The 25,213-nt window shown below is 55.1% G+C and carries 21 protein-coding genes; 14 read left to right on the forward strand and 7 right to left on the reverse strand.

The genetic code is table 11. The features are described from left to right. Window positions 1–384 precede the first annotated feature (384 nt). Entirely contained in the window at window positions 385–591 is a 207-nt protein-coding gene (locus ACTJI7_RS05785; protein WP_014069366.1) for a YbfA family protein, read from the reverse strand. 309 nt (window positions 592–900) lie between these two features. On the opposite strand from ACTJI7_RS05785, the gene kdpF reads away from it, so the two are divergent. The 9 genes from kdpF to potE all read left to right on the forward strand — a co-directional run bounded on the left by kdpF (window position 901) and on the right by potE (window position 12,831). Continuing rightward, entirely contained in the window at window positions 901–990 is a 90-nt protein-coding gene (gene kdpF, locus ACTJI7_RS05790) for a K(+)-transporting ATPase subunit F (RefSeq protein ID WP_014069365.1), read from the forward strand. Further along, complete coding sequence (gene kdpA, locus ACTJI7_RS05795; RefSeq protein ID WP_440669845.1) at window positions 990–2,669, forward strand: potassium-transporting ATPase subunit KdpA; 1,680 nt, start codon at window positions 990–992, stop codon at window positions 2,667–2,669. Before kdpF ends, kdpA begins: the two co-directional genes overlap by 1 nt. Before the next feature lie 18 nt (window positions 2,670–2,687). After that, the gene (kdpB, locus tag ACTJI7_RS05800) at window positions 2,688–4,736 is read left to right on the forward strand and encodes a potassium-transporting ATPase subunit KdpB (RefSeq protein WP_048957828.1); all 2,049 of its coding nucleotides are present in this window, start codon (window positions 2,688–2,690) and stop codon (window positions 4,734–4,736) included. 12 nt (window positions 4,737–4,748) lie between these two features. Next, the gene (kdpC, locus tag ACTJI7_RS05805) at window positions 4,749–5,324 is read left to right on the forward strand and encodes a potassium-transporting ATPase subunit KdpC (protein WP_440669848.1); all 576 of its coding nucleotides are present in this window, start codon (window positions 4,749–4,751) and stop codon (window positions 5,322–5,324) included. Continuing rightward, the gene (kdpD, locus tag ACTJI7_RS05810) at window positions 5,325–8,012 is read left to right on the forward strand and encodes a two-component system sensor histidine kinase KdpD (protein WP_048957830.1); all 2,688 of its coding nucleotides are present in this window, start codon (window positions 5,325–5,327) and stop codon (window positions 8,010–8,012) included. It abuts the gene before it with no gap. Continuing rightward, window positions 8,009–8,686: a two-component system response regulator KdpE gene (kdpE, locus tag ACTJI7_RS05815; protein ID WP_192978756.1), complete on the forward strand. Its 678-nt coding sequence runs from the start codon at window positions 8,009–8,011 to the stop codon at window positions 8,684–8,686. Before kdpD ends, kdpE begins: the two co-directional genes overlap by 4 nt. Window positions 8,687–8,963: 277 nt before the next feature. After that, on the forward strand, window positions 8,964–9,068 hold the full coding sequence (gene speFL, locus ACTJI7_RS05820) for a leader peptide SpeFL (protein WP_003858645.1): 105 nt from the start codon (window positions 8,964–8,966) through the stop codon (window positions 9,066–9,068). A 254-nt stretch (window positions 9,069–9,322) separates the two neighbouring features. Beyond that, the gene (speF, locus tag ACTJI7_RS05825; protein ID WP_440669851.1) at window positions 9,323–11,521 is read left to right on the forward strand and encodes an ornithine decarboxylase SpeF; all 2,199 of its coding nucleotides are present in this window, start codon (window positions 9,323–9,325) and stop codon (window positions 11,519–11,521) included. Then, a complete protein-coding gene (gene potE / locus ACTJI7_RS05830) occupies window positions 11,518–12,831 on the forward strand; it encodes a putrescine-ornithine antiporter (RefSeq protein ID WP_045630860.1) in 1,314 nt (437 codons plus the stop codon). The genes speF and potE overlap by 4 nt, the downstream gene beginning before the upstream one ends. A gap of 90 nt (window positions 12,832–12,921) precedes the next feature. On the opposite strand, the gene pgm is transcribed toward potE, so the two are convergent. Both pgm and seqA read right to left on the reverse strand, forming a co-directional pair. Continuing rightward, window positions 12,922–14,562 (reverse strand): phosphoglucomutase (alpha-D-glucose-1,6-bisphosphate-dependent), encoded by a 1,641-nt coding sequence (pgm, locus tag ACTJI7_RS05835; protein ID WP_193066804.1) that lies wholly within the window; start codon window positions 14,560–14,562, stop codon window positions 12,922–12,924. Between the two features lie 24 nt (window positions 14,563–14,586). Beyond that, window positions 14,587–15,135: a replication initiation negative regulator SeqA gene (gene seqA / locus ACTJI7_RS05840; RefSeq protein WP_041910775.1), complete on the reverse strand. Its 549-nt coding sequence runs from the start codon at window positions 15,133–15,135 to the stop codon at window positions 14,587–14,589. A 183-nt stretch (window positions 15,136–15,318) separates the two neighbouring features. Here seqA and ybfF point away from each other — a divergent pair, with 183 nt between their 5' ends. From ybfF to fur, 4 genes are all read left to right on the forward strand, one after another. Continuing rightward, window positions 15,319–16,092, forward strand: coding sequence for an esterase (ybfF, locus tag ACTJI7_RS05845; protein WP_063154706.1), 774 nt, complete (start codon window positions 15,319–15,321; stop codon window positions 16,090–16,092). Between the two features lie 128 nt (window positions 16,093–16,220). After that, window positions 16,221–16,508, forward strand: coding sequence for a LexA regulated protein (ybfE, locus tag ACTJI7_RS05850; protein WP_014883017.1), 288 nt, complete (start codon window positions 16,221–16,223; stop codon window positions 16,506–16,508). 155 nt (window positions 16,509–16,663) lie between these two features. Next, on the forward strand, window positions 16,664–17,194 hold the full coding sequence (gene fldA, locus ACTJI7_RS05855; RefSeq protein ID WP_008501067.1) for a flavodoxin FldA: 531 nt from the start codon (window positions 16,664–16,666) through the stop codon (window positions 17,192–17,194). 287 nt (window positions 17,195–17,481) lie between these two features. Further along, the gene (gene fur / locus ACTJI7_RS05860) at window positions 17,482–17,928 is read left to right on the forward strand and encodes a ferric iron uptake transcriptional regulator (protein ID WP_028012361.1); all 447 of its coding nucleotides are present in this window, start codon (window positions 17,482–17,484) and stop codon (window positions 17,926–17,928) included. Window positions 17,929–18,019: 91 nt separating this feature from the next. Here the strand turns inward: fur and chiQ are convergent, their stop codons facing one another. From chiQ to nagE, 4 genes are all read right to left on the reverse strand, one after another. Beyond that, window positions 18,020–18,346 (reverse strand): ChiQ/YbfN family lipoprotein, encoded by a 327-nt coding sequence (gene chiQ, locus ACTJI7_RS05865; protein WP_028012360.1) that lies wholly within the window; start codon window positions 18,344–18,346, stop codon window positions 18,020–18,022. A gap of 47 nt (window positions 18,347–18,393) precedes the next feature. Beyond that, complete coding sequence (gene chiP, locus ACTJI7_RS05870) at window positions 18,394–19,791, reverse strand: chitoporin ChiP (RefSeq protein ID WP_028012359.1); 1,398 nt, start codon at window positions 19,789–19,791, stop codon at window positions 18,394–18,396. A 447-nt stretch (window positions 19,792–20,238) separates the two neighbouring features. Further along, on the reverse strand, window positions 20,239–21,906 hold the full coding sequence (gene glnS / locus ACTJI7_RS05875) for a glutamine--tRNA ligase (RefSeq protein ID WP_041910779.1): 1,668 nt from the start codon (window positions 21,904–21,906) through the stop codon (window positions 20,239–20,241). A 179-nt stretch (window positions 21,907–22,085) separates the two neighbouring features. Next, a complete protein-coding gene (gene nagE / locus ACTJI7_RS05880; RefSeq protein WP_028012357.1) occupies window positions 22,086–24,038 on the reverse strand; it encodes a PTS N-acetyl glucosamine transporter subunit IIABC in 1,953 nt (650 codons plus the stop codon). Window positions 24,039–24,366: 328 nt separating this feature from the next. Between nagE and nagB the strand changes: the two genes are divergently transcribed. Then, window positions 24,367–25,167, forward strand: coding sequence for a glucosamine-6-phosphate deaminase (nagB, locus tag ACTJI7_RS05885; protein WP_028012356.1), 801 nt, complete (start codon window positions 24,367–24,369; stop codon window positions 25,165–25,167). Window positions 25,168–25,213 lie beyond the last annotated feature (46 nt).

Below are 25,213 nucleotides of genomic sequence, written 5' to 3' on the forward strand. Positions count from 1 at the left end.
CGATGCATATATAGCGTTTCACTATGCGGTCCCTGCTGCTAACCGCTCCACCGTTCACCACCGGTGATAAATCGGTGGACACAAGCCCGGGTAGGCGGGCTGCTTTACGGCTGAAAATACACCTTTCCCAGGACCGATGCCCATTTGCGAGATGGCGGAAAGGGACGCAGCATCATAATTACTATCCGCTGCAAAGGTAAGATATACCAATAAAATTAGGAATTTATAAAGGCTTCGAGGGATTGCCATCTTCTTACAGAAGGGTATGATAAAAATCCCGGGTAGGGGCTGCAAGACCACCCAACGGACCGCGAATCCCGAGGGACAAAAAAACCGCCATATTGCTATTGGCGGTTTTTTTTATGGCTACGCGTCAGCGTTGTATCAATAGAAATCGCAGGTCGCTTTCTCTGCCTGATCCATCCACACCGGCTTCTCGCTGGTTTTCGCCCAGACGCGGTGCAGATAGCTATAAAAACGCGCGCGATCTTTCCAGAACAGCATCACCGGCAGGGCCAGCACGCCAGCCACTACGGCGAAAGTGCGACGCATGAACACGATATGAGCCGGATACTCTTTATAAAGATCCATATTTTTCTCCCCTGTAGTTGGCCGGAAACCTTCTCCGGAAAATGTGAAATCTGTGACCTGGATAAAATAATATCGCTTTGCGTGTAATTTTACTACTCATCCGACCACTTATTTTTATTCATTTAGCGAATATTTACATTCGCGCCGTAATTAAGTTACAAAAAAGTTAACGATTTACTTATCAATAGTTAAATTATGGGCTTTGCCATTTTTATACTTTTTTTACACCCACCCTTCTGATTTTTGCGAAATCTTTGCGCCATAAATCCTACCGTTAGCACAACAACAAAAGTCACCCGGAGGTGGATTGTGAGTGCAGGTCTTATTGCCGGCATCGTGCTGGTGTTCCTGTTATTGGGTTATCTGGTCTATGCCCTGATTAACGCGGAGGCATTCTGATGGCTGCTCAGGCGTTTTTGCTTATTGCCAGCTTCTTAGTGGTATTGTTCGTTCTGGCAAGACCGCTGGGAACGGGACTGGCGCGATTGATCAACAACGTCCCCCTGCCCGGCACGGGAAGCGTTGAAAAAGGGATCTGGCGCGTACTGGGGATAGTCGATCGGGAGATGAACTGGCGTGAATATCTTTTCGCTATTCTGCTGCTGAATATCGTTGGGCTTTTTGCACTTTTTGCCATGCTGATGCTGCAGGGTAGCCTGCCGCTGAATCCGCAAGAGTTACCGGGCCTGTCCTGGCACCTGGCGCTGAATACGGCAGTCAGTTTTGTTACCAACACCAACTGGCAGTCCTATGCCGGTGAAACCACGCTCAGCTACTTCAGCCAGATGGTCGGGTTAACCGTGCAGAACTTCCTCTCTGCCGCCAGCGGTATCGCAGTAATTTTCGCGCTGACGCGCGCGTTTGCACGTCAGAAAATCGGTACCCTGGGTAACGCCTGGGTGGATCTGACGCGCATTACGCTGTGGATCCTGCTGCCGATTGCGTTGCTTATCGCGCTGTTCTTTATTCAGCAGGGCGCCCTGCAAAACCTGCTGCCTTACGCGCCTTATACCTCGCTGGAAGGGGCAAAACAGCTCCTGCCGATGGGGCCAGTGGCGTCGCAGGAAGCCATCAAGATGCTCGGCACCAACGGCGGCGGCTTCTTCAACGCCAACTCGTCGCATCCGTTTGAAAACCCTACCGCCCTGACCAATTTTGTGCAGATGCTGGCGATCTTCCTGATCCCCGCCGCGCTCTGTTTCGCCTTTGGTGATGTGGTCAACGATCGCCGTCAGGGCCGCACTCTGCTCTGGACGATGTCGCTTATCTTTGTGGTCTGCGTAGCGCTGGTGATGTGGGCTGAATGGAGCGGCAACCCCCATTTCATGCAGCTGGGGGCTGACAACAATATCAACATGGAAGGTAAAGAGAGCCGCTTTGGCATTCTCGCCAGCAGCCTGTATGCGGTGGTCACCACGGCGGCCTCGTGCGGGGCGGTCAACGCCATGCACGATTCCTTTACGGCGCTGGGTGGCATGATCCCGATGTGGCTGATGCAGATTGGCGAAGTGGTGTTTGGCGGCGTGGGCTCCGGTCTTTACGGCATGCTCCTGTTCGTGCTGCTGGCGGTGTTTATTGCCGGTCTGATGATTGGCCGCACCCCGGAATACCTCGGTAAAAAAATCGACGTTCGCGAGATAAAATTAACCGCGCTGGCGATTCTGGTCACCCCGGCGCTTGTGCTGCTCGGCACCGCGCTGGCGCTGATGACCGAAGCAGGACGTAGCGGCATCTTTAACCCGGGCATTCACGGCTTTAGCGAAGTGCTGTATGCCGTCTCCTCGGCCGCCAACAACAACGGTAGCGCCTTTGCAGGCTTAAGCGCCAACTCTCCGTTCTGGAACTGTCTGCTGGCGTTCTGCATGTTCGTGGGCCGCTTCGGGATCATTGTGCCGGTTATGGCGATTGCCGGATCGCTGGTGAATAAAAAAATCCAACCGACCACCACCGGGACGTTACCGACCCACGGCGCGCTGTTTATCGGCCTGCTGACGGGCACCGTGTTGCTGGTCGGCGCCCTGACCTTTATCCCCGCCCTCGCGTTAGGCCCGGTCGCGGAAACTCTCTCTTTACGCTGATTTTGCGGAGTATTTGTCATGAGTCGTAAACAACTGGCCCTGCTCGAACCGACGTTAGTTCGTCAGGCGCTTATGGATGCGGTCAAAAAGCTGAGCCCGCGCGTGCAATGGCACAACCCGGTGATGTTTATCGTCTGGGCCGGCAGCGTCCTGACCACCGCACTGGCGATTGCCATGGGGACGGGTCACATGCCGGGAAACGCGATGTTTACCGGGGCCATCAGCCTGTGGCTGTGGTTTACCGTGCTATTCGCCAACTTTGCCGAAGCGCTGGCGGAAGGCCGGAGTAAAGCGCAGGCCAACAGCCTGAAAGGGGTGAAAAAAACGGCGTTTGCGCGGAAATTACGTGAACCGAAATACGGCGCGCAGATGGACCACGTTCCGGCGGATGAACTACGTAAAGGTGATGTGGTGCTGGTGGAAGCTGGCGACATCATCCCGTGCGACGGAGAAGTCATTGAAGGTGGCGCATCGGTAGATGAAAGCGCCATTACCGGGGAATCCGCACCTGTGATCCGTGAATCCGGCGGTGATTTTGCCTCCGTAACGGGTGGAACGCGCATTCTTTCCGACTGGCTGGTGATCCAGTGCAGCGTCAACCCGGGCGAAACCTTCCTCGACCGGATGATCGCCATGGTGGAAGGCGCTCAACGCCGTAAAACACCGAACGAAATTGCCCTGACCATCCTGCTGATAGCCTTGACCATCGTCTTCCTGCTGGCGACCGCGACGCTGTGGCCATTTTCCGCCTATGGCGGCACTCCGGTCACCATCACCGTGCTGGTGGCGCTGCTGGTCTGCCTGATCCCTACCACCATCGGCGGCCTGCTGTCGGCCATCGGCGTGGCCGGCATGAGCCGTATGCTCGGTGCTAACGTTATCGCCACCAGCGGGCGCGCGGTTGAAGCCGCCGGTGACGTGGATGTCTTGCTGCTGGATAAAACCGGGACCATTACCCTCGGTAACCGCCAGGCGTCCGAATTCTTACCCGCCCCGGGCGTGGATGAAAAAACGCTGGCGGATGCGGCACAGCTCTCCTCGCTTGCCGATGAAACCCCGGAAGGCCGCAGTATCGTGATCCTCGCCAAGCAGCGCTTTAACCTGCGCCAGCGCGACGTTCAGAGCCTGCATGCCACCTTCGTGCCGTTTACGGCGCAAACCCGAATGAGCGGGATTAACATTCAGGATCGCATGATCCGTAAAGGCTCTGTTGACGCCATCCGTCGCCACATTGAGGCCAACAATGGCCACTTCCCGCCTGAAGTGGACAACCTGGTCGAAAGCGTAGCCCGTCAGGGGGCCACGCCGCTGGTGGTGGCAGAAGGCGCGAACGTGCTGGGCGTAATTGCCCTGAAAGATATCGTCAAAGGCGGCATTAAAGAGCGCTTTGCCCAGCTGCGTAAAATGGGCATTAAAACGGTGATGATCACCGGGGATAACCGTCTTACCGCCGCGGCGATTGCCGCCGAAGCGGGCGTGGATGATTTCCTTTCCGAAGCCACGCCGGAAGCGAAACTGGCGTTGATTCGTCAGTATCAGGCGGAAGGTCGTCTGGTGGCGATGACGGGTGACGGTACCAACGATGCCCCTGCCCTGGCGCAGGCCGACGTGGCGGTGGCGATGAACTCCGGTACCCAGGCGGCAAAAGAGGCGGGCAACATGGTCGACCTCGACTCTAACCCGACCAAGCTGATTGAGGTGGTGCACATCGGCAAGCAGATGCTGATGACGCGCGGTTCGCTGACCACCTTCAGTATCGCCAACGACGTGGCGAAGTATTTTGCCATTATCCCGGCGGCCTTTGCGGCCACCTATCCGCAGCTCAATGCGCTGAACGTGATGCACCTGCACTCTCCGGCATCGGCCATTCTGAGCGCGGTGATTTTCAACGCCCTGATCATTGTCTTTCTTATTCCGCTGGCGCTGAAGGGCGTGAGCTATAAGCCGCTGACCGCCGCCGCCATGCTGCGCCGCAACCTATGGATTTACGGCCTGGGCGGGCTGGTGGTGCCTTTCATCGGTATCAAGGCTATCGACCTGCTGTTGACCCTGTTCGGGCTGGTTTAAAAGGTGAATCAAATGACGATGTTACGCCCCGCTATACTTTTGTTTATTCTGCTGTCTCTCATTACCGGCGGGCTGTACCCGCTGGTAACCACCGCGCTGGGCCAGTGGTGGTTTAAGGATCGGGCCAACGGCTCGCTGATTATACAAAACGGCGAAAACCGCGGTTCACGCCTGATTGGTCAGAACTTTACGGATGCTCGCTACTTCCAGGGACGCCCTTCCGCCACTGCCGAAAGCCCGTATAATCCTATGGCGTCCGGCGGCAGTAACCTGGCGGGCAGCAACCCGGAGCTGGACAAAGCCGTCGCTGAACGCGTGGCAACCCTGCGTGCCGCCAATCCTCAGGCCAGCCGCGAGGTGCCCGTAGAGCTGGTGACCGCCTCGGCCAGCGGGCTGGACTACAGCCTGACACCGGCAGCGGTGGCCTGGCAGATCCCGCGCGTCGCCGCCGCCCGTCAGTTGACCGTCGAACAGTTGAGCAAGCTGGTGGCAGAGCACACGCAAAAGCCGCTGGTCAGCTTCATCGGCATGCCCGTGATAAATATTGTTGAGCTGAATCTGGCGCTGGACGCGCTAAGGAAAAACTAAATGACTGACGAGCCCATGCGCCCGGATCCGGACAGGCTGCTTGAACAGACGGCTGAAGCCCATCGCGGCAAACTGAAAATTTTCTTTGGCGCCTGCGCGGGCGTCGGGAAAACCTTCGCCATGCTGACGGAAGCCCAGCGGCTTCGGGCGCAGGGGCTCGATATTCTGATCGGCGTGGTTGAAACCCACGGACGCAAAGAGACGGCGTCGCTGCTGAAGGGGCTGGCTACCCAGCCGCCCCGCCGCATCAGCCATCGTGGTCGTTTAGTTACGGAGTTTGATATTGATGCCGCCCTCGCGCGCCGCCCTGCCCTTATCCTGATGGACGAACTGGCGCACAGCAATGCGCCAGGCTCACGCCATCCCAAACGCTGGCAGGATGTTGAAGAGCTGCTCGAGGCCGGCATTGATGTGTTCACAACAGTTAACGTTCAGCATCTTGAAAGCCTGAACGACGTGGTCAGCGGCGTGACCGGCATTCAGGTGCGCGAGACGGTGCCCGACCCGTTCTTTGATTCTGCCGATGAGGTGGTGCTGGTTGACCTGCCTCCTGACGATTTGCGCCAGCGCCTGCACGAAGGCAAGGTTTATATTGCCGGCCAGGCCGAGCGCGCCATCGAACATTTCTTCCGCAAAGGTAACCTGATTGCCCTGCGCGAGCTGGCCCTGCGTCGTACTGCCGATCGCGTTGACGATCAGATGCGCGCCTGGCGTGACCTGCAAGGACAGGAGCGCGTCTGGCACACGCGGGATGCTATTCTGCTGTGCGTGGGCCACGGCAGCGGCAATGAAAAACTGGTCCGCACCGCTGCGCGCCTGGCGGCCAAATTTGGCAGCGTCTGGCATGCGGTGTATGTCGAAACGCCGCAGCTGCACGCTCTGCCCGAAAACCAGCGCCGCGCGATCCTGAGCTCGCTGCGCCTGGCGCAGGAGCTGGGTGCCGAAACCGCTACCCTTTCCGATCCGCAGGAAGATAAAGCCATTCTGCGCTACGCGCGCGAGCATAACCTGGGGAAAATTGTCATTGGCCGCCGCCAGCATCGCCGCTGGTTTAGCCGCGAATCCTTTGCCGACAAGCTGGCCCGCCGCGCGCCGGATCTGGACCTGGTGATCGTGGCGCTGGATGATAAACCTGCTCCCCTCCCCAGCCGCGCGCCGGACAGCCGGGCCTTCAGCGATAAATGGCGCATTCAGCTCCGCGGCTGCCTTGTCGCCGTCGTGCTCTGCGCCCTGATCACTATAATCGCCAGCAAATGGCTGATTGCCTTCGACGCGGCCAACCTGGTGATGATCTACCTGCTGGGCGTGGTAGTGGTGGCGCTCTTTTACGGACGCTGGCCGTCAGTACTGGCGACGGTTATTAACGTCATCAGCTTCGATCTGTTCTTTATTGCCCCCCGCGGGACGCTCGCCGTCTCGGACGTACAGTACATCCTCACCTTCGCCGTGATGCTCACCGTCGGGCTGGTGATAGGTAACTTAACGGCTGGCGTGCGCTACCAGGCGCGTATCGCCCGCTATCGCGAACAGCGCACGCGGCATCTTTATGAGATGTCGAAATCGCTGGCGGTGGGCCGCACGCCGCTGGATATTGTGCAGACCAGCGAGCAGTTTATTCGCTCAACCTTTCACGCCAGCAATCTGATTTTACTCCCGGACGATCACGGCAAGCTGCGCCCGCTGACGTCGGCCTCGGGCATGACGCCCTGGGACGAAGCCATCGCCCGCTGGAGCTTTGATAAAGGGCTACCGGCGGGTGCAGGAACCGACACCCTGCCCGGCGTGCCCTATCAAATTCTGCCCCTGCGCAGCGCCGATAAAAATCTGGGGCTGGTTATCGTGGAGCCCTCTAATCTGCGCCAGCTGATGATCCCCGAACAGCAGCGACTGCTGGAGACCTTTACGCTGCTGGTTGCCAGCGCGCTGGAACGGCTGGCCCTCACCGCCAGCGAAGAGCAGGCCCGGCTGGCAAGCGAGCGCGAAAGCATCCGTAACTCGCTGCTGGCGGCGCTATCACACGACCTGCGCACACCTCTTACCGTCCTGTTTGGCCAGTCGGAAATCCTGACGCTGGACCTGGCAGCGGAAGGTTCAAAACACGCCATGCAGGCCAGCGAAATCCGTCAGCACGTGCTCAATACCACGCGCCTGGTGAATAACCTGCTCGATATGGCGCGGATCCAGTCAGGCGGTTTTAACCTCAAAAAAGAGTGGCTCACGCTTGAAGAGGTGGTGGGCAGCGCACTGAAAATGCTCGAACCCGGCCTCGGTGGGCGGCATATTGCGCTGAACATGCCCGAGCCCCTGACGTTAATTCATGTCGACGGTCCCCTTTTTGAACGAGTGTTGATTAACCTGCTGGAAAACGCCGGCAAATATGCGGGTGCCAGCGCCCGGATTGGGGTGGATGCGACGGTTGACGACGACACGCTTCGTCTTGACGTCTGGGATACCGGGCCGGGCATTCCTGCCGGACAGGAGATGGCTATTTTCGAAAAATTCGCACGCGGCAATAAAGAGTCTGCCATCCCGGGCGTGGGGCTGGGGCTGGCGATTTGTCAGGCAATAATTGATGTTCATGGCGGAACCATTTTCGCGGAAAATCGTCCGGAAGGCGGCGCGCGTTTTTGTGTTACACTTCCTCTGGAAACCCCGCCAGAACTGAATGAATTACCTGAGGATTTGTGATCAACGTTCTGATTGTTGAAGATGAGATCGCCATTAGCCGGTTTCTGCGCGCAGCGCTGGAAGGCGATGGTCTGCGCGTTCATGATGCGGGTACGCTTCAGCGGGGGCTAATTGAAGCCGCGACCCGCAAGCCGGACCTGGTGATCCTCGATCTTGGCCTGCCGGACGGTGACGGCATCGATTTTATCCGCGAGGTACGTCAGTGGAGCCAGATGCCGATTCTGGTGCTCTCCGCCCGTACTGAAGAGACGGATAAAATCGCCGCGCTGGATGCCGGGGCGGACGACTATCTGATAAAACCTTTTGGTATCGGCGAGCTACAGGCTCGCCTGCGCGTGGCCCTGCGTCGCCACAGCGCAACCACGCCTGCTGACCCAACCTACACGTTTGGGGATATCCGGGTTGACCTGGCCGCGCGACGTATTGTGCGCGGTGAAGAAGAAATCCATCTCACGCCAATCGAGTTTCGCCTGCTCGCCGTGCTGCTTAATAATCACGGTAAAGTACTCACCCAGCGCCAGCTGTTAAGTCAGGTGTGGGGACCCAACGCGGTGGAGCATAGTCACTATTTACGCATATATATGGGACATCTTCGCCAGAAACTTGAAGTTGACCCCGCGCGCCCCCGTCATTTATTAACTGAAACCGGTATCGGTTATCGGTTTATGTTTTGAATAACTATTCAATTTATTTTTAAATAAAAACGAAATCTCTCAGAAAATATTTCACAAATATCCCAACCGTTATTTTTTTATTATTTATGCTCACATCAAACATTCACAACACAATCTATTAACGTGATGCTAACAATTCAGAATTTTGATCTGCATTATTCATCAAAAACGACTAATTATTTCTGAAATGATCGGTTAATGGTGATCTGCTTCACGGTTAATCGCCTTTGCCTGGATAAAATGACCATGCTTTCAATTACTGAAAGGAAAATGAAACATGGAAAACAACAATCGCTTAATGCCCCATATAAGGCGGACAACGCATATTATGATGTTTGCCCACCGAAACTGCTTTGACTTTCATCTCTTTAATGCCCGGTAGTCCTTCGACTTCTGGCGCACTCGCATACAGGTTATCCTGAAACACCTTAACTTACAGGCAATTGCCTGTGAACTCGTGCGCTCATTCATCTTGATTCAGACTCATCCGCACCGGGCGGACTGAATTTCAATCATCAAAAAAGCAATTCACTGATTTTAATCAGCGGCTACCCATTGCTTTTTTTCCGGAAAATTATCGATTTCTTTCTTGCAAGAAATCGAGGGACGCTTATTACCTAAAATAAAGAGAGAAAGATGAAAAATTTAAAAATCGCAGCCAGCCGTGCATGTCCGGACTGCTTTACTACCCAGCGTGAAGTGGTGGATGTCCGCGCTTCTGATTATATTGATGTTGCCGCCATTGTTCTGGCGGTCACGGATATTGCCAGCGGTATCCTGGAAGAAATAGAAGCTACCGGTTTTGGCATTCCCGTATTTGTGGCGACGCACAAAGAAGAGATCATCCCGGCAGATTATTTATCGCGCATTCATGGCGTATTTGAGCATTCAGACACCAGCAAAGACTTTTATGGACGCCAACTGGAAGCGGCCGCGCAGAAGTATGAAACCCAGCTGCGCCCGCCGTTTTTCCGCGCCCTTGTCGACTACGTGAAGCAGGGCAACAGCGCGTTTGACTGCCCGGGGCATCAGGGCGGGCAGTTTTTCCGCCGTCATCCTGCCGGCAATCAGTTTGTCGATTTCTTTGGCGAGACGTTATTCCGCTCCGATCTGTGCAACGCCGACGTGGCGATGGGGGATCTGCTGATCCATGAGGGCGCGCCATGCATTGCCCAGCAGCATGCGGCAAAAGTCTTTAACGCCGATAAGACCTACTTCGTGCTGAATGGCACCTCGTCGTCCAACAAAGTGGTGCTTAACGCCCTGCTCACTCCGGGCGACCTGGTGCTGTTCGACCGTAACAACCACAAATCTAACCATCACGGTGCCCTCCTCCAGGCTGGCGCAACGCCGGTCTATCTGGAAACCGCGCGCAACCCGTACGGCTTTATCGGCGGCATTGACGCGCACTGCTTTGAGGAGAGCTACCTGCGTGAACGGGTGGCAGAGGTGGCGCCAGGCCGTGCACGCGATGCGCGTCCGTTCCGTCTGGCGGTGATCCAGCTGGGCACCTACGATGGCACCATCTACAACGCCCGTCAGGTGGTGGATAAGATTGGGCACCTGTGCGACTACATCCTGTTTGACTCGGCCTGGGTGGGTTACGAGCAGTTTATTCCGATGATGGCCGACTGCTCGCCGCTGCTGCTGGAGCTGAACGAAAACGATCCGGGGATTCTGGTCACCCAGTCCGTGCATAAACAGCAGGCGGGCTTCTCGCAAACCTCGCAAATTCACAAGAAGGACAGCCACATCAAAGGCCAGCAGCGCTATGTCCCACATAAGCGGCTCAACAATGCCTTTATGATGCATGCCTCCACCAGCCCGTTTTATCCGCTGTTTGCCGCGCTGGACATTAACGCCCGCATGCATGAGGGGCAAAGCGGCCGCAACATGTGGATGGACTGCGTGGTGACGGGCATTGAGGCGCGCAAGCTGATCCTGGAGAACTGCCGATTTATTCGTCCATTTGTGCCCGAGACGGTGGATGGCCGCGCGTGGGAAAGCTGGGACACAGCAGAGATTGCAACCGATCTGCGCTTCTTCCATTTCGTACCGGGTGAACGCTGGCACGCTTTTGAAGGCTACGCTGAGCATCAGTATTTTATCGACCCGTGCAAGCTGCTGCTGACCACGCCGGGCATTAACGCCCGCACCGGGGAGTATGACGACTTCGGTGTGCCCGCCACCATTCTCGCCAACTTCCTGCGTGAAAACGGCATCGTGCCGGAAAAATGCGATCTCAACTCGATCCTGTTCCTGCTTACCCCTGCGGAGGACATGGGCAAGCTGCAGCAGCTGGTCGCCCAACTGGTGCGCTTCGAAAAACTGCTTGAGAGCGATGTGCCGCTGAAAGACGTCCTGCCCTCCCTCTACAAACAGCATCCGGAACGTTACGCGGGTTACACCCTGCGCCAGATCTGCCAGGAAATGCACGACCTGTACGCCCGCCATAACGTGAAGCAGCTGCAAAAAGAGATGTTCCGCAAGTCTCACTTCCCGCGCGTGATGATGAACCCGCAAGAGGCGAACTACGCCTACCTGCGCGGTGAGGTCGAGCTGGTCTCCCTGCGCGACGCGGAAGGCAGCATCGCCGCCGAAGGTGCGCTCCCTTACCCACCGGGGGTACTGTGCGTGGTTCCAGGGGAAGTCTGGGGCGGTTCCGTGCTGCGCTACTTTGCCGCGCTGGAAGAAGGCATCAACCTGCTGCCGGGCTTCGCGCCGGAGCTGCAGGGCGTGTACGTCGAGGAGTGTGAGGGTCGCAAACAGGTTCGCTGCTACGTCATCAAACAATCCGCTGCTCAGCCATCGCTGCTGAAAGGAGAAAAATTATGAGCAAGTCCAATAAGATGGGCGTGGTGCAGCTGACTATCCTCACCATGGTTAACATGATGGGCTCCGGGATTATCATGCTGCCCACCAAGCTTGCCGAGGTGGGGACCATCTCTATCATCTCCTGGCTGGTGACGGCTGTCGGATCGATGGCGCTGGCGTGGGCGTTTGCCAAGTGCGGGATGTTCAGCCGCAAGTCAGGCGGCATGGGCGGCTATGCCGAGTACGCCTTCGGCAAGTCCGGCAACTTTATGGCGAACTATACCTATGGGGTGTCGCTGCTGATCGCCAACGTGGCGATTGCCATCTCCGCCGTGGGCTACGGTACTGAGCTGTTTGGCGCGACGCTCAGCCCGGTGCAAATTGGGCTGGCGACCATCGGCGTGCTGTGGATCTGTACCGTCGCCAACTTTGGCGGCGCGCGCATCACCGGACAGCTCAGCAGCATCACCGTCTGGGGCGTGATCATCCCGGTGGTCGGTCTGTGCATCATCGGCTGGTTCTGGTTTAGCCCGACGCTGTACGCCAACTCCTGGAACCCGCACCATGTGCCGTTCTTCACCGCCGTGGGCTCGTCTATCGCCATGACGCTCTGGGCTTTCCTGGGCCTGGAATCCGCCTGCGCAAATGCGGAAGTGGTGGAAAATCCGGAGAAGAACGTGCCGATTGCGGTTCTCGGCGGGACACTGGGCGCGGCGGTGATCTATATCGTTTCAACCAACGTGATAGCGGGGATCGTGCCAAACATGGATCTGGCTAACTCCACGGCACCGTTCGGACTGGCCTTTGCGCAGATGTTCACCCCGGAAGTCGGGAAAGTGATCATGGGATTGATGGTGATGTCCTGCTGCGGATCGCTGCTTGGCTGGCAGTTCACCATTGCACAGGTTTTTAAATCTTCGGCAGATGAAGGCTATTTCCCGAAAATCTTCTCCCGCGTGACCAAAGCCGATGCGCCGGTGCAGGGTATGCTGGCAATTGTCATCTTCCAGAGCGGATTATCGCTAATGACCATCAGCCCGTCGCTGAACAGCCAGTTTAACGTGCTGGTCAACCTGGCGGTGGTGACGAACATCATCCCGTATATTCTGTCGATGGCGGCGCTGGCGATCATTCAGAAGGTGGCGAAGGTGGATCCGCACAAAGCGCGAGTAGCGAATATCGTGGCGCTGGTTGGGGCGATATACAGCTTCTATGCGCTCTACTCGTCCGGACAGGAGGCGATGCTGTACGGGGCGATAGTGACCTTCATGGGCTGGACGCTGTACGGTCTGGTGTCGCCGAGATTTGAATTGAAGAACAAACATAGCTAAAAAAAAGCCCGGTGGCGCTAACGCTTACCGGGCCTACGATCGCTGTTGTAGGCCGGGCAAACGCAGTGCCGCCCGGCAGACAAACCGCAGTTATGCGTTTTTCAGCACTTCGCTGACAATCTCTACCGCTTCTTTCTCAATCTGCTGGCGATGCTCAGCGCCGAGGAAGCTTTCGCAATAGATCTTGTACGCATCTTCCGTACCGGACGGACGCGCGGCGAACCAGCCATTTTCGGTCATCACTTTCAGGCCGCCGATAGACGCACCGTTACCGGGTGCCGCCGTCAGACGCGCGGTGATCGGATCGCCTGCCAGGGTGCTTGCGCTGACCATCTCCGGAGAGAGTTTGGACAAAGCTGCTTTTTGCGCAGAGGTCGCGCCAGCCTGAATACGGTTATAGCTTGGTGCACCAAAGCGTGCAGCCAGCTCGTTGTAGTGTTCCTGCGGGTTTTTACCGGTGACCGCGGTGATTTCCGCCGCCAGCAGGCACATGATGATGCCGTCTTTATCGGTTGACCACGGGGTGCCGTCGAAACGCAGGAAGGACGCGCCTGCGCTCTCTTCGCCGCCGAAGCCAAAGCTGCCGTCGTGCAGACCGTCAACGAACCACTTGAAGCCTACCGGCACTTCCACCAGCTTGCGGCCCAGCGCGTCCACCACGCGGTCGATCATCGCAGAAGAGACCAGCGTTTTACCGACAGCCACCTCTTTGCCCCACTGCGGACGGTGCTGGAACAGGTAGTTGATCGCAACAGCCAGATAGTGGTTCGGGTTCATCAGCCCGGCAGGGGTGACGATGCCGTGACGGTCATAGTCCGGGTCGTTAGCAAACGCCAGGTCGAATTTATCGCGCAGCGCCAGCAGGCCCGCCATCGCGCATTCGGAGGAGCAGTCCATACGGATCGCGCCGTCTTTATCCAGGTGCATAAAGCGGAAGGTCTGATCGACGTGATCGTTCACGATGGTCAGATCCAGCTTGTAGTGCTCGGCGATGCGCTTCCAGTACTCAATACCGGAGCCGCCCAGCGGATCCACGCCCAGCTTCAGGCCAGCTTTCTGAATCGCCGCCATATCGACGATATCCGCCAGCCCTTCCACAAACGGCTGAACCAGATCCTGCTCTTTCACGTGACCGGAGGCCATCGCCTCATCAAGAGAAATACGTTTAACGCCTTTCAGACCTTCGGCCAGCAGCGCGTTTGCACGATCTTCCACCACTTTGGTGACGTTAGTGTCAGCCGGGCCGCCGTTAGGCGGGTTGTATTTGATACCACCGTCTTCCGGCGGGTTGTGGGATGGCGTAATGACGATACCGTCAGCCTGCGCGCCACCTTTTTTGTTGTGCACAAGGATCGCGTTTGATACCGCCGGTGTTGGAGTAAACCCATTGTTCTCCTGAACAATCACGTCCACACCGTTCGCCGCCAGCACTTCCAGCACGGAAATAAACGCCGGTTCAGACAGCGCATGGGTATCTTTGCCCACGTAGCACGGACCGGTAACGCCGTTTTTAGCGCGCTCTTCCGCAATGGCCTGAGCAATGGCCAGAATGTGCGGTTCGTTAAAGCTGTGGCGCGCCGCGCTGCCGCGGTGACCAGATGTACCAAACTTCACTGCGTGTTCTGCGTTGCCCACGACCGGTTTCAGCACGTAATACTGCGCGGTCAGCTGAGCGACGTTAATCAAATCGCTTTGTTGTGCAGGTTGGCCTGCACGGCTGTGATTTGCCATTACCGGGTCCTTATGATGCAAGGGTTAAATTGTACCGCAAACCTTTTCAATCAATTCCGCCGGGAACTGCATGGACTGCATGATGTGTTCAATCATGCTGCACTTGCGGCCCGTATTGGTATTGGTGATCACCCAGTACGGAGTGCCAGGGACATGTTTAGGTTTGGTTTGATTGCCATTTTGCAGCAGCGTCTGCTCGTCGCCCGCGAAATAGACGCGGGTACGGCCGTGCAGCGACTCGGTCGCTTCAGCAAACGCTTTGTTATCCAGGGAGTAAAGTGTAGACAGCACCAGCATAAAACGGTTAACCGCCTTTTTCTGCTCCGCATATTCGTCGGAGAGCAGCAGTTCGCGCATCGCGCGCACTTTATCTTTTACCGGCGTCACGGCAGGTTTTGCTTGTACAGCAACGCTCGGCTGAGACACGACATCTTTGGTAACTGGGGTGGCAGGCTGTGAAGCGGCGGAAATTTTAAGCATGCGCCGTAAAATGTCGGACGCGCTCTCCCCGATATGCCGCGTCTGGCTGGCAATATACTGATAGAGTTCGTCATCAACTTCGATTGTTTTCATCTTAATCCAGTGCGATATCTTATCTGAATACAAGTCATTGGGATTATAAGGTCAAATCCCAACAGCGGATAGCGTCAAACCAGGTTGGCGGCAAAAGTCAGATTAAACTGGAACCTTGCAGCCGGGCGGCAGAATGGTCAACATGATACCCTAACCTGACATACGTAAAAAAAGAACTTTGCCATGAAATTGAATACCCGAGCGCAAACTGCACAATCGCCGAACAATAATTCCCCCATCGTGCTGGTTCATGGACTTTTTGGCAGCCTGGATAACCTGGGCGTGCTGGCCCGCGATTTGGTTACCGATCACGATATTTTACAGGTCGATATGCGCAACCACGGGCTTTCCGGTCGCTCAGACGAGATGACCTATGCGGCAATGGCGCAGGATCTGCTGGATACGCTGGACGCGCACAACCTGCAGAAGGTGACCCTCATCGGGCATTCAATGGGCGGTAAAGCGGTTATGGCGCTCACCGCGCTGGCGGCAGAGCGAATTTCCGGGCTTGTCGTGATTGACGTTGCGCCTGTGGATTACGACGTTCGCCGTCACGATGAGATTTTCGCGGCGATCAATGCCGTAACCGAAGCTGGCGTTTCCACTCGTCAGCAGGCGGCAGCGGTTATGCGTGAGCATCTTGATGAAGAAGGCGTGGTGCAGTTCCTTTTGAAGTCGTTTGTTGACGGGCAGTGGCGTTTTAACGTGCCGGTGCTGTGGGATCAGTACAACAACATCGTGGGCTGGGAAACCGTTCCCACCTGGCCACACCCTGCCCTCTTTATTCGCGGCGGTAACTCTCCTTATATTACCGACGCGTACCGCGACACGCTGCTGGCACAATTCCCGCAGGCGCGCGCCCACGTCATTGCCGGTGCCGGACACTGGGTGCATGCGGAAAAACCTGATGCTGTACTGCGCGCCATTCGCCGCTATCTCGCTGATACTGCAAATTGATTAAAAAGAGAGCGACTGGAAGATGACGGGCTTCCAGTCGTTGGCGTGCCGTTTTTGGTGATGTATGATGGCGCGCTTATCGCCCGGGCTTTAGCAGGGCGGCGTGTTTCCCCCGAAGTCTCATAATCATGGCCAAAGAACAAACGGACCGTACGACACTAGATCTGTTCGCGAATGAGCGTCGACCGGGACGACCGAAAACGAATCCGCTTTCGCGCGATGAACAGCTGCGTATCAATAAACGCAATCAGCTTAAACGCGATAAAAATCGTGGGCTTAAGCGTGTCGAACTGAAGCTCAACGCCGACGCGGTCGATGCGCTTAACGAGCTGGCAGAGGCGCGTAACATCAGCCGCAGCGAGCTTATTGAAGAGATGCTCATCGCCCAACTTGAGACGCTGCGCAGCCAGGCATAAGTCTGAAAAACCCCTTTATCGCCCTTTTCATGTAGCACAGAGTGCAGTCCTGCGCGATAGCGGTTTCCGCAGGGTTGCCAGTTCTGCTATTATTGCCCTTATCCGTGGCCGAATTGCGCCACCATACCATTAAGTTTCAAGAGGTTATTTTACTCATGGCAATCATCGGCATTTTCTTCGGCAGTGATACCGGCAATACCGAAAATATCGCAAAAAACATTCAGAAACAGCTCGGTAAAGACGTTGCTGATGTGCATGACATCGCCAAGAGCAGCAAAGAAGATCTCGAGGGCTATGACATTCTGCTGCTGGGTATTCCAACCTGGTACTATGGTGAAGCCCAGTGCGACTGGGACGATTTCTTCCCGACGCTGGAAGAGGTGGACTTCAACGGCAAGCTGGTTGCCCTGTTCGGTTGTGGCGATCAGGAAGATTACGCCGAGTACTTCTGTGATGCGCTGGGGACGATTCGCGACATCATTGAGCCTAATGGCGCGGTTATTGTGGGCCACTGGCCGACTGCCGGTTACCACTTCGAAGCCTCTAAAGGCCTGGCCGATGACGATCATTTTGTCGGACTTGCCATTGACGAAGACCGTCAGCCAGAACTGACCGCAGAGCGTGTAGAGAAGTGGGTTAAGCAGATCCGCGAAGAACTGCATCTGGACGATATTCTCAACGCCTGATTTTTTACGGCGCAACGCGGGTTGCGCCCTTTTCCAGGTAAAACCGATTAAATTAATTGCTACAAACTTTTAACTTTTTCGCCCAGACCTGTACAATGTCTCCCTGGCAAAATGTGGTTTCCTTTGAGCAAGTTTGTAGGTGATACCACGTTTTTATAAGCATACTTTGCCTGAGACTTGCAGTTTTCATTTAGGCATGGCAGTTCTATAATGAGACGCATTATCCCAGGTGCATTTTCTGTCACTTCCCAGAGAAGTGAATCGTTTAGCAACAGGACAGATTCCGCATGACTGACAACAACACCGCATTAAAGAAGGCTGGCCTGAAAGTAACGCTTCCTCGGTTAAAAATCCTGGAAGTGCTTCAGGGTCCAGACAATCACCATGTCAGTGCGGAAGACCTTTATAAACGTCTTATCGACATGGGTGAAGAGATTGGGCTGGCCACCGTATATCGCGTGCTGAACCAGTTTGATGACGCGGGCATTGTTACCCGTCATAATTTCGAAGGCGGTAAATCTGTATTCGAACTGACCCAGCAGCATCACCACGATCACCTGATCTGCCTCGATTGCGGCAAGGTCATTGAATTTAGCGATGATTCCATCGAAGCGCGTCAGCGTGAAATCGCAGCTCGTCATGGCATTCGCCTGACCAACCACAGCCTGTACCTTTACGGTCACTGCGCTGAAGGGGATTGCCGCGAGAATGAACACGCTCACGACACAAAATAAGTTAGCGTTCATACTCTGAGCCAGCCGTAAGGTTGGCTTTTTTTTGCCTGAAAAAAGCCCGGTAAGCAAAGTGCACCGGGCGTAGAGCAACTTATTTGTTGTTATTGCGTATCTCGTTCCAGATTTTATCGCAACGCTTCGCCACTTCCTGATCGTTACCGGTTTTACGTGCCTGAATGCAGGCCTGATAATCCATCACGCGAACATTCTCCTGCGTCGCGAACGCCTCATGCGCTTTCTCTTTCTTTAACACATTTAGCACGCTCTGGCAGGCTTCAATTTTCTCAGGCGATCCTTCCGCGGTATTAATACAGGCGCTATACGCCTCCTTCAGACGGGCGTCCTCTTTCGGCGCCTGAGTCTGAACACACGCCACCAGCCCTGATGCCATCAGCGCGACGATTACGATTTTTTTCATCATATGCAGTCTCCAGACCGGCGGGACTCAGCCCGCCGGTGTGCTCATCAGAAGATGGTGAATGGGGCGATAACCATGAATTTGACGTCACGTTCATCCTGGAAGATGTTGCCGTAACCGCCCGCATAGCTTGGGATATCGGAGTGGTTGTCATACTGCGTAAAGTGCAGCTTGAACATCGTGCCTTTCGCGCGGCCATCCTGCAGGGTGTAGATAGCATCCAGGCTGTAGGAGGACTCTTTCAGGCGATAGTTTGGATCGTAGTACGCATCCGGCGTCGCCATGTCTGCTGGTTTTGCATCCCAGGCGTAAGCGTAAGAAGCGCCCACCGCCCAGCCCGGCAGGTTCCAGTTTTTCAGGTCATACATGGCGCCGAAGAAGACCGCTTTCTCGCCGTCGGCGTTGAAGTCTGAGCGGTTATCCCACCAGATATCCAGACGACCGTTGGATGAGGCATAGGTCGGCGTCATACGCTGCAGGAAGTAGCCCTGCTGCCCTTCCGCCTTCACCCATGTCCCTTCCAGGCGCAAATCAACCTGGCCAACCTTGTAGCCGAAGGTTAACGCCTGCAGCCACGCGGTACCGTTATAAATGTCATTTACGCTGCCATCGCTGACCTTATCGCGCGTACCGTAGAACTGGTAGCTGGTGCTCAGCGGACTACCGGCGATATCAAATTTGTAGCTGGCTTTAGCAAAATACTGATCGATATAGCCTTCCGCCTGACCAAATGCAGCTTCCAGAACCAGATCGTTTTTGAAATCGTACTTCGCGCCCAGCGAGTGGAGGTAATCGACTTTGGTTTTCTTATCGTTCTGGTAGAACTTGTCCATCTCAATGTGCCACGGCGCTTTGTACTCGTTGGTCCACATATAGGAGAAGCTCAACGCACCTGCATCACCATAGTCAAAGTTAGCCCCGGCTTCTGCCCCCTGATAGGTACCAGGCATAAAGCTCCAGTGCGGTGCTAACAGCGTCTGGCCGGTTGGCTGAATATAGCCCCCACGCGCCCATACCGGGCCGTATTTGAATTTCGCTGCGGCCTTATAAAGGCTGATACCGCTTTTATCCCCTGACCAGTCTTCGTCATAGGCTTTATTGCTGGAGGAGAAGGCAATTTCGTTCGGGTGGCCGCTGTCGCCATTTTCAGCCATTTCAATCGCCGTAAACGCGGCAATATCCAGACCGAACATATCGGCGGCGTAGCCTGACTGGAAGTCCAGGTTGGCGTTCCAGGTGGAGTGAGAGAGGTTGGTTTTGTATTTATCTTCTGTGACATCTTTACGGTCACGTTCACGCTGCCAGTAATAAATACCGCCAGTGAGGGTAGAATCTTCGATGAAACCTGCTGCTTTTGCCTCTGGTGTCACCACCAGGCCCGACATTGCTGTCACACCGGCAATAGCCAGCGCCAGCGCACTACGTTTGCCACTGAACGTACGCATAGATTATTCCTCTTTGACGAATTAAAACGCCTTAAACGGCGAAAATATAAAAGACCAAAAGGCCAGGGGTAGTTATAAATACCCTCGAATTAACTACCGTCTTTAGGTTATTTTTCGCGACGCGAATTATCAATGCTTTTCAGTGGGCAAAAGTCAGGATTATGACGAAGTGCACATAATTGGTAGTGCTTTGTAACATTTGGCCGAATGCGAGGTGTGGCGGGGGTAGAGCAGGTAATTTCGGCGTATTAGATCGTAATAAAACCCGTATTTGTCTTAATTCTCATTTTTATGAAACAGACAAACTTTTTTTAGAAAAATAAGTAGCACCGCATTGACCAAAAATTTTAGCTGGCCTAATTACGGGCCTACTTTAACGATATGATCATTAAATAAAAAAACGCCGCTATAAGCGGCGTTTGTTTCTCATTGACCAGTGCAGCGTTATTATTCGCCGATCTTGGTCCAGGTATCACGCAGACCTACGGTACGGTTAAATACCGGTTTTTCTGCCGTGCTGTAACGGCTGTCCAGGCAGAAGTAACCTTCACGCTCGAACTGGAACGCTTTGCCCGCTTCAGCGGCTTTCAGCGATGGCTCCGCATAACCTTGCTTGATCACCAGAGATTCCGGGTTGATGGTCGCCAGGAAGTCTTCAGCCGCACCCGGGTTAGGCACGCTGAACAGACGATCGTACAGACGAATTTCTACCGGCAGCGCGTGGGAAGCGCTCACCCAGTGGATCACGCCTTTCACCTTGCGGCCGTCTGCCGGATCTTTGCTCAGCGTCTCAGCATCGTACGAACAGAAGATGGTGGTAATGTTACCTTCAGCATCCTTCTCTACGCGCTCGGCTTTGATGACGTAGGCGTTACGCAGACGAACTTCTTTACCCAACACCAGACGCTTGTACTGCTTATTGGCTTCTTCACGGAAGTCAGCACGGTCGATCCAGATCTCACCGCTGAACGGCACGTCGCGGCTTCCCATTTCCGGTTTATTCGGATGGTTAGGCATAGAGACCAGCTCGCTTCCACCCTGCGGGTAATTTTCAATAACCAGTTTCACCGGATCGATAACAGCCATCGCGCGCGGGGCGTTTTCGTTAAGATCTTCACGAATGCAGGATTCCAGAGACGCCATTTCGATGGTGTTGTCCTGCTTGGTCACGCCGATACGTTTGCAGAACTCACGAATAGAAGCGGCAGTGTAACCACGACGACGCAGGCCGGAGATGGTCGGCATGCGCGGGTCGTCCCAGCCTTCAACGTGCTTGTCGGTCACCAGCAGGTTCAGCTTACGCTTGGACATCACGGTGTATTCCAGATTCAGACGAGAGAACTCGTACTGACGCGGATGCACAGGAATGGTGATGTTATCCAGCACCCAGTCGTACAGACGACGGTTATCCTGGAACTCCAGCGTACACAGCGAGTGGGTGATGCCTTCCAGCGCATCGCTGATGCAGTGGGTGAAGTCGTACATCGGGTAGATGCACCACTTGTTGCCGGTCTGGTGGTGTTCTGCGAACTTAATGCGGTACAGCACCGGATCGCGCATCACGATAAACGGCGACGCCATATCGATTTTGGCACGCAGGCACGCTTTACCTTCTTCGAAGCCACCGGCACGCATTTTTTCAAACAGCGCCAGGTTCTCTTCCACGCTGCGATCGCGGAACGGGCTGTTTTTGCCTGGTGCAGTCAGCGTACCGCGATACTCGCGGATTTCGTCCGCAGACAGCTCGTCAACGTATGCCAGACCTTTGTTGATCAGCTCCACCGCGTAGGCATACAGCTGATCAAAATAGTCAGAGGAGTAGCAGATATCGCCAGACCAGTTGAAGCCCAGCCATTGCACGTCGTTTTTAATGGACTCAACGTATTCGATGTCTTCTTTTACTGGGTTGGTGTCATCGAAACGCAGGTTGCACTGCCCCTGGTAGTCTTGCGCAATGCCAAAGTTCAGGCAGATCGATTTCGCGTGACCAATGTGCAGGTAGCCGTTCGGCTCCGGCGGGAAACGCGTATGTACCGTGGTGTGCTTACCACTGGCCAGATCTTCATCGATGATCTGACGAATAAAGTTACTCGGGCGGGCTTCTGCCTCACTCATCGTGGATTCCTCAAAGCGTAAACAACGTATAACGGCGTATGATCTTATAAGCCGGACGTAGTGACAACCCTTAGTTACGGAAAATACGTATCAGATGAAAATAATGGGGGCGTTTGCTGCAAAAAAAAGCGGCGGAGGATATCCCCCGCCGCTTAAGGCATGACTCTACTCAGGAGCGATTACTTGCCTTTAATCTCATACAGCGGTGTCTGACCCGCAACCACCTGACCTTTAGCCTGGAGTACCAGACCGCTAAAGTCGTCGATGTTGCTGCACACGACCGGACTAATCATCGAGCGCGCGTTGGCGTTCAGGAAGTCCAGATCCATTTCCAGAATCGGCTGACCTGCCACCACTTCGGCCCCCTCTTCCACCAGGCGAGTAAAGCCCTGACCGTTCAGCGCTACGGTATCGATCCCCATATGGACAACGATCTCCGCGCCTTTTTCGGTTTCGAGGCAGAACGCATGGTTGGTGTTGAAGATTTTCACGATGGTGCCTGCCGCCGGAGACACAACGGTTTTGTCCGTTGGTTTCACCGCCACGCCGTCACCGACCGCTTTGCTGGCGAACGCTTCGTCAGGCACCTGCTCAAGGTCAACCACGTCACCCGTTACCGGAGAGACCAGCGCGGCCACCGTCACGGCGTTAGGCACGGCCTGCGGCTTCGCTACCGGGGCAGCCGTCGACGCAGGTGCGCTGTCGGCTGATGCCGCCGCGACCGGGCCACGGGCAACCACTTTCTTCATTTCGTCGCCAATGGATTCCGCTTTGGCGCCTACGATAACCTGGATAGTTTGTTTGTTCAGTTTAACCACGCCCGATGCACCAAGGCGTTTACACATTGCGTCGCTTACGCGCGCCGAGTCACCCACCGTCAGACGCAGACGGGTGATACAGGCATCAATCGCTTTCAGGTTGTCAGTCCCACCGACGGCAGCGATATAGCTGGTCGCCAGCTGAGTCAGCCCCTCTTCGGTATTGCTGTTGGCTTCGTTGGTGACCACTTCGTCTTTGGTATCTTCGCGGCCTGGTGTTTTGAGGTTAAACATACGAATAACCGCAGTGAACAGCACGAAGTAGATGACGAAGAAGACCAGACCCATTACCACCAGCATCCAGACGTTCTTGCTTGCCGCCGGCAGGTTGTACATCAACACGTAGTCGATCGCGCCTGCAGAGAAGGAGAAGCCAGCATGGATGCCCAGCAGGGTCGCCACAAACAGGCTGATACCGGTAAGCACCGCATGCATGAGGTACAGCACCGGCGCCAGGAACATGAACAGGAATTCCAGCGGCTCGGTTACACCGGTCAGGAACGCGGTAATCGCAACGGACAGCAGCATGCCGCCAACCATTGGGCGACGCGCTTTTGGCGCAGCCAGGTACATTGCCAGTGCAGCGCCCGGCAGACCAAACATCATGATTGGGAAGAAGCCAGACATGAACATACCCGCGGTGCCGTCACCCGCATAGAAGCGGTTGATGTCGCCGTGGAATACGGTGCCCGCAGCATTGGTGAACTCACCAATCTGGAACCAGGCGATGGTGTTCAGCACCTGATGCAGACCGGTTGGGATCAGCAGACGGTTGATAAAGCCAAAGATACCTGAGCCCACTGCACCCGCAGAAACAATCCACTCGCCGCCCGCATGGATAGCATGCTGCACCGGCGGCCAGACGTAGCCAAAGATAGCTGCCAGGATCAGACAGAAAAAGCCCGTCGCAATTGGCACAAAACGTTTACCGCCGAAGAAGCTCAGGAAGTCAGGCAGTTTGATACCCGCCCAGCGGTTGTACACGGCACCACCGACCAGACCGGTAATGATACCCGCCAGTACACCCATGTTGATTTCCGGGTTGATGGTTACCATCGCTTTCGTGAGGATGAAGTAACCTACCGCCCCTGCCAGTGCCGCAGCACCGGCGCTGTCTTTTGACCAGCTTGACGCCACGCCGATGGCGAAGATCAGCGCAAGGTTGTCAAAAATGGCGCCGCCTGCCTGGGCAATAAACGGCACGTTAAGAAGATCGGGTTGCCCGAATCGCAGCAGCAACGCTGCAACCGGTAGCACGGCGATAGGGAGCTGCAAAGCCCTACCGAGGCGCTGGAAAAAACCTAAAATATTCATCCTATTCCCCCTACGAGACCCATTATTAAGACTCGCGCATAAACTATGTTTTTATTGTGTCACGAACGATAGATACAGTTGATGATTCACTGGCAGTCTGAGTGTGTGAAAAATTAATTCGTATCGCAAATTAAACACCTATTTTTTGTGATTTTTGTCACCAAATATCGTATTCCTCCCTCCCTTTCACTGGCTAACAGCCAAAACTTATTTTATCATTCAAAAAATCAAGACGGATTGATCCGGCCTGAAAGGTTCCAGGTTACGCTTAAGCATCAGGTTCCGATACCCATCCGCCCACTCTTCTACTTAAACTTTGAGGTGAACAATGAGACTGATTCCCCTGGCAACTGCTGAACAAGTCGGTAAATGGGCCGCTCGCCATATCGTTAACCGTATTAATGCCTTCAAGCCTACTGCCGATCGTCCCTTCGTTCTTGGCCTTCCAACGGGTGGTACCCCACTGACCGCGTACAAAGCGCTGGTTGAAATGCATAAAGCGGGCCAGGTTAGCTTTAAACACGTTGTGACCTTCAACATGGACGAATATGTCGGCCTGCCAAAGGAGCATCCTGAAAGCTACCATAGCTTCATGCACCGCAATTTCTTTGATCACGTTGATATCCCAGCTGAAAATATTAACCTGCTGAATGGAAATGCGCCTGATATTGACGCAGAATGCCGTCAGTACGAAGAAAAAATCCGTTCTTACGGTAAAATCCACCTGTTCATGGGTGGCGTGGGCAACGATGGTCATATCGCGTTCAACGAACCAGCTTCTTCTCTGGCTTCCCGTACCCGTATTAAAACGCTGACCCATGACACCCGCGTGGCAAACTCCCGCTTCTTTGACGGTGACGTGAACCAGGTTCCAAAATACGCCCTGACCGTTGGCGTAGGCACCCTGCTGGATGCCGAAGAGGTGATGATTCTGGTACTGGGCGGCGTGAAAGCGCAGGCGCTCCAGGCAGCCGTTGAAGGCAACGTTAACCACATGTGGACCATCAGCTGCCTGCAGCTGCATCCAAAATCAGTCATCGTCTGCGACGAACCGTCCACGATGGAGCTGAAGGTGAAAACGCTGAAATACTTCAACGAGTTAGAAGCTGAGAACATCAAAGGTCTGTAATTGAATAACCGCCTCTTCTGTCAGAGGCGGTCGCTTTTTTTAACCG

The sequence above is a fragment of the Enterobacter sp. 22499 genome, assembly GCF_052044815.1.
Lineage (GTDB): Bacteria > Pseudomonadota > Gammaproteobacteria > Enterobacterales > Enterobacteriaceae > Enterobacter > Enterobacter bugandensis.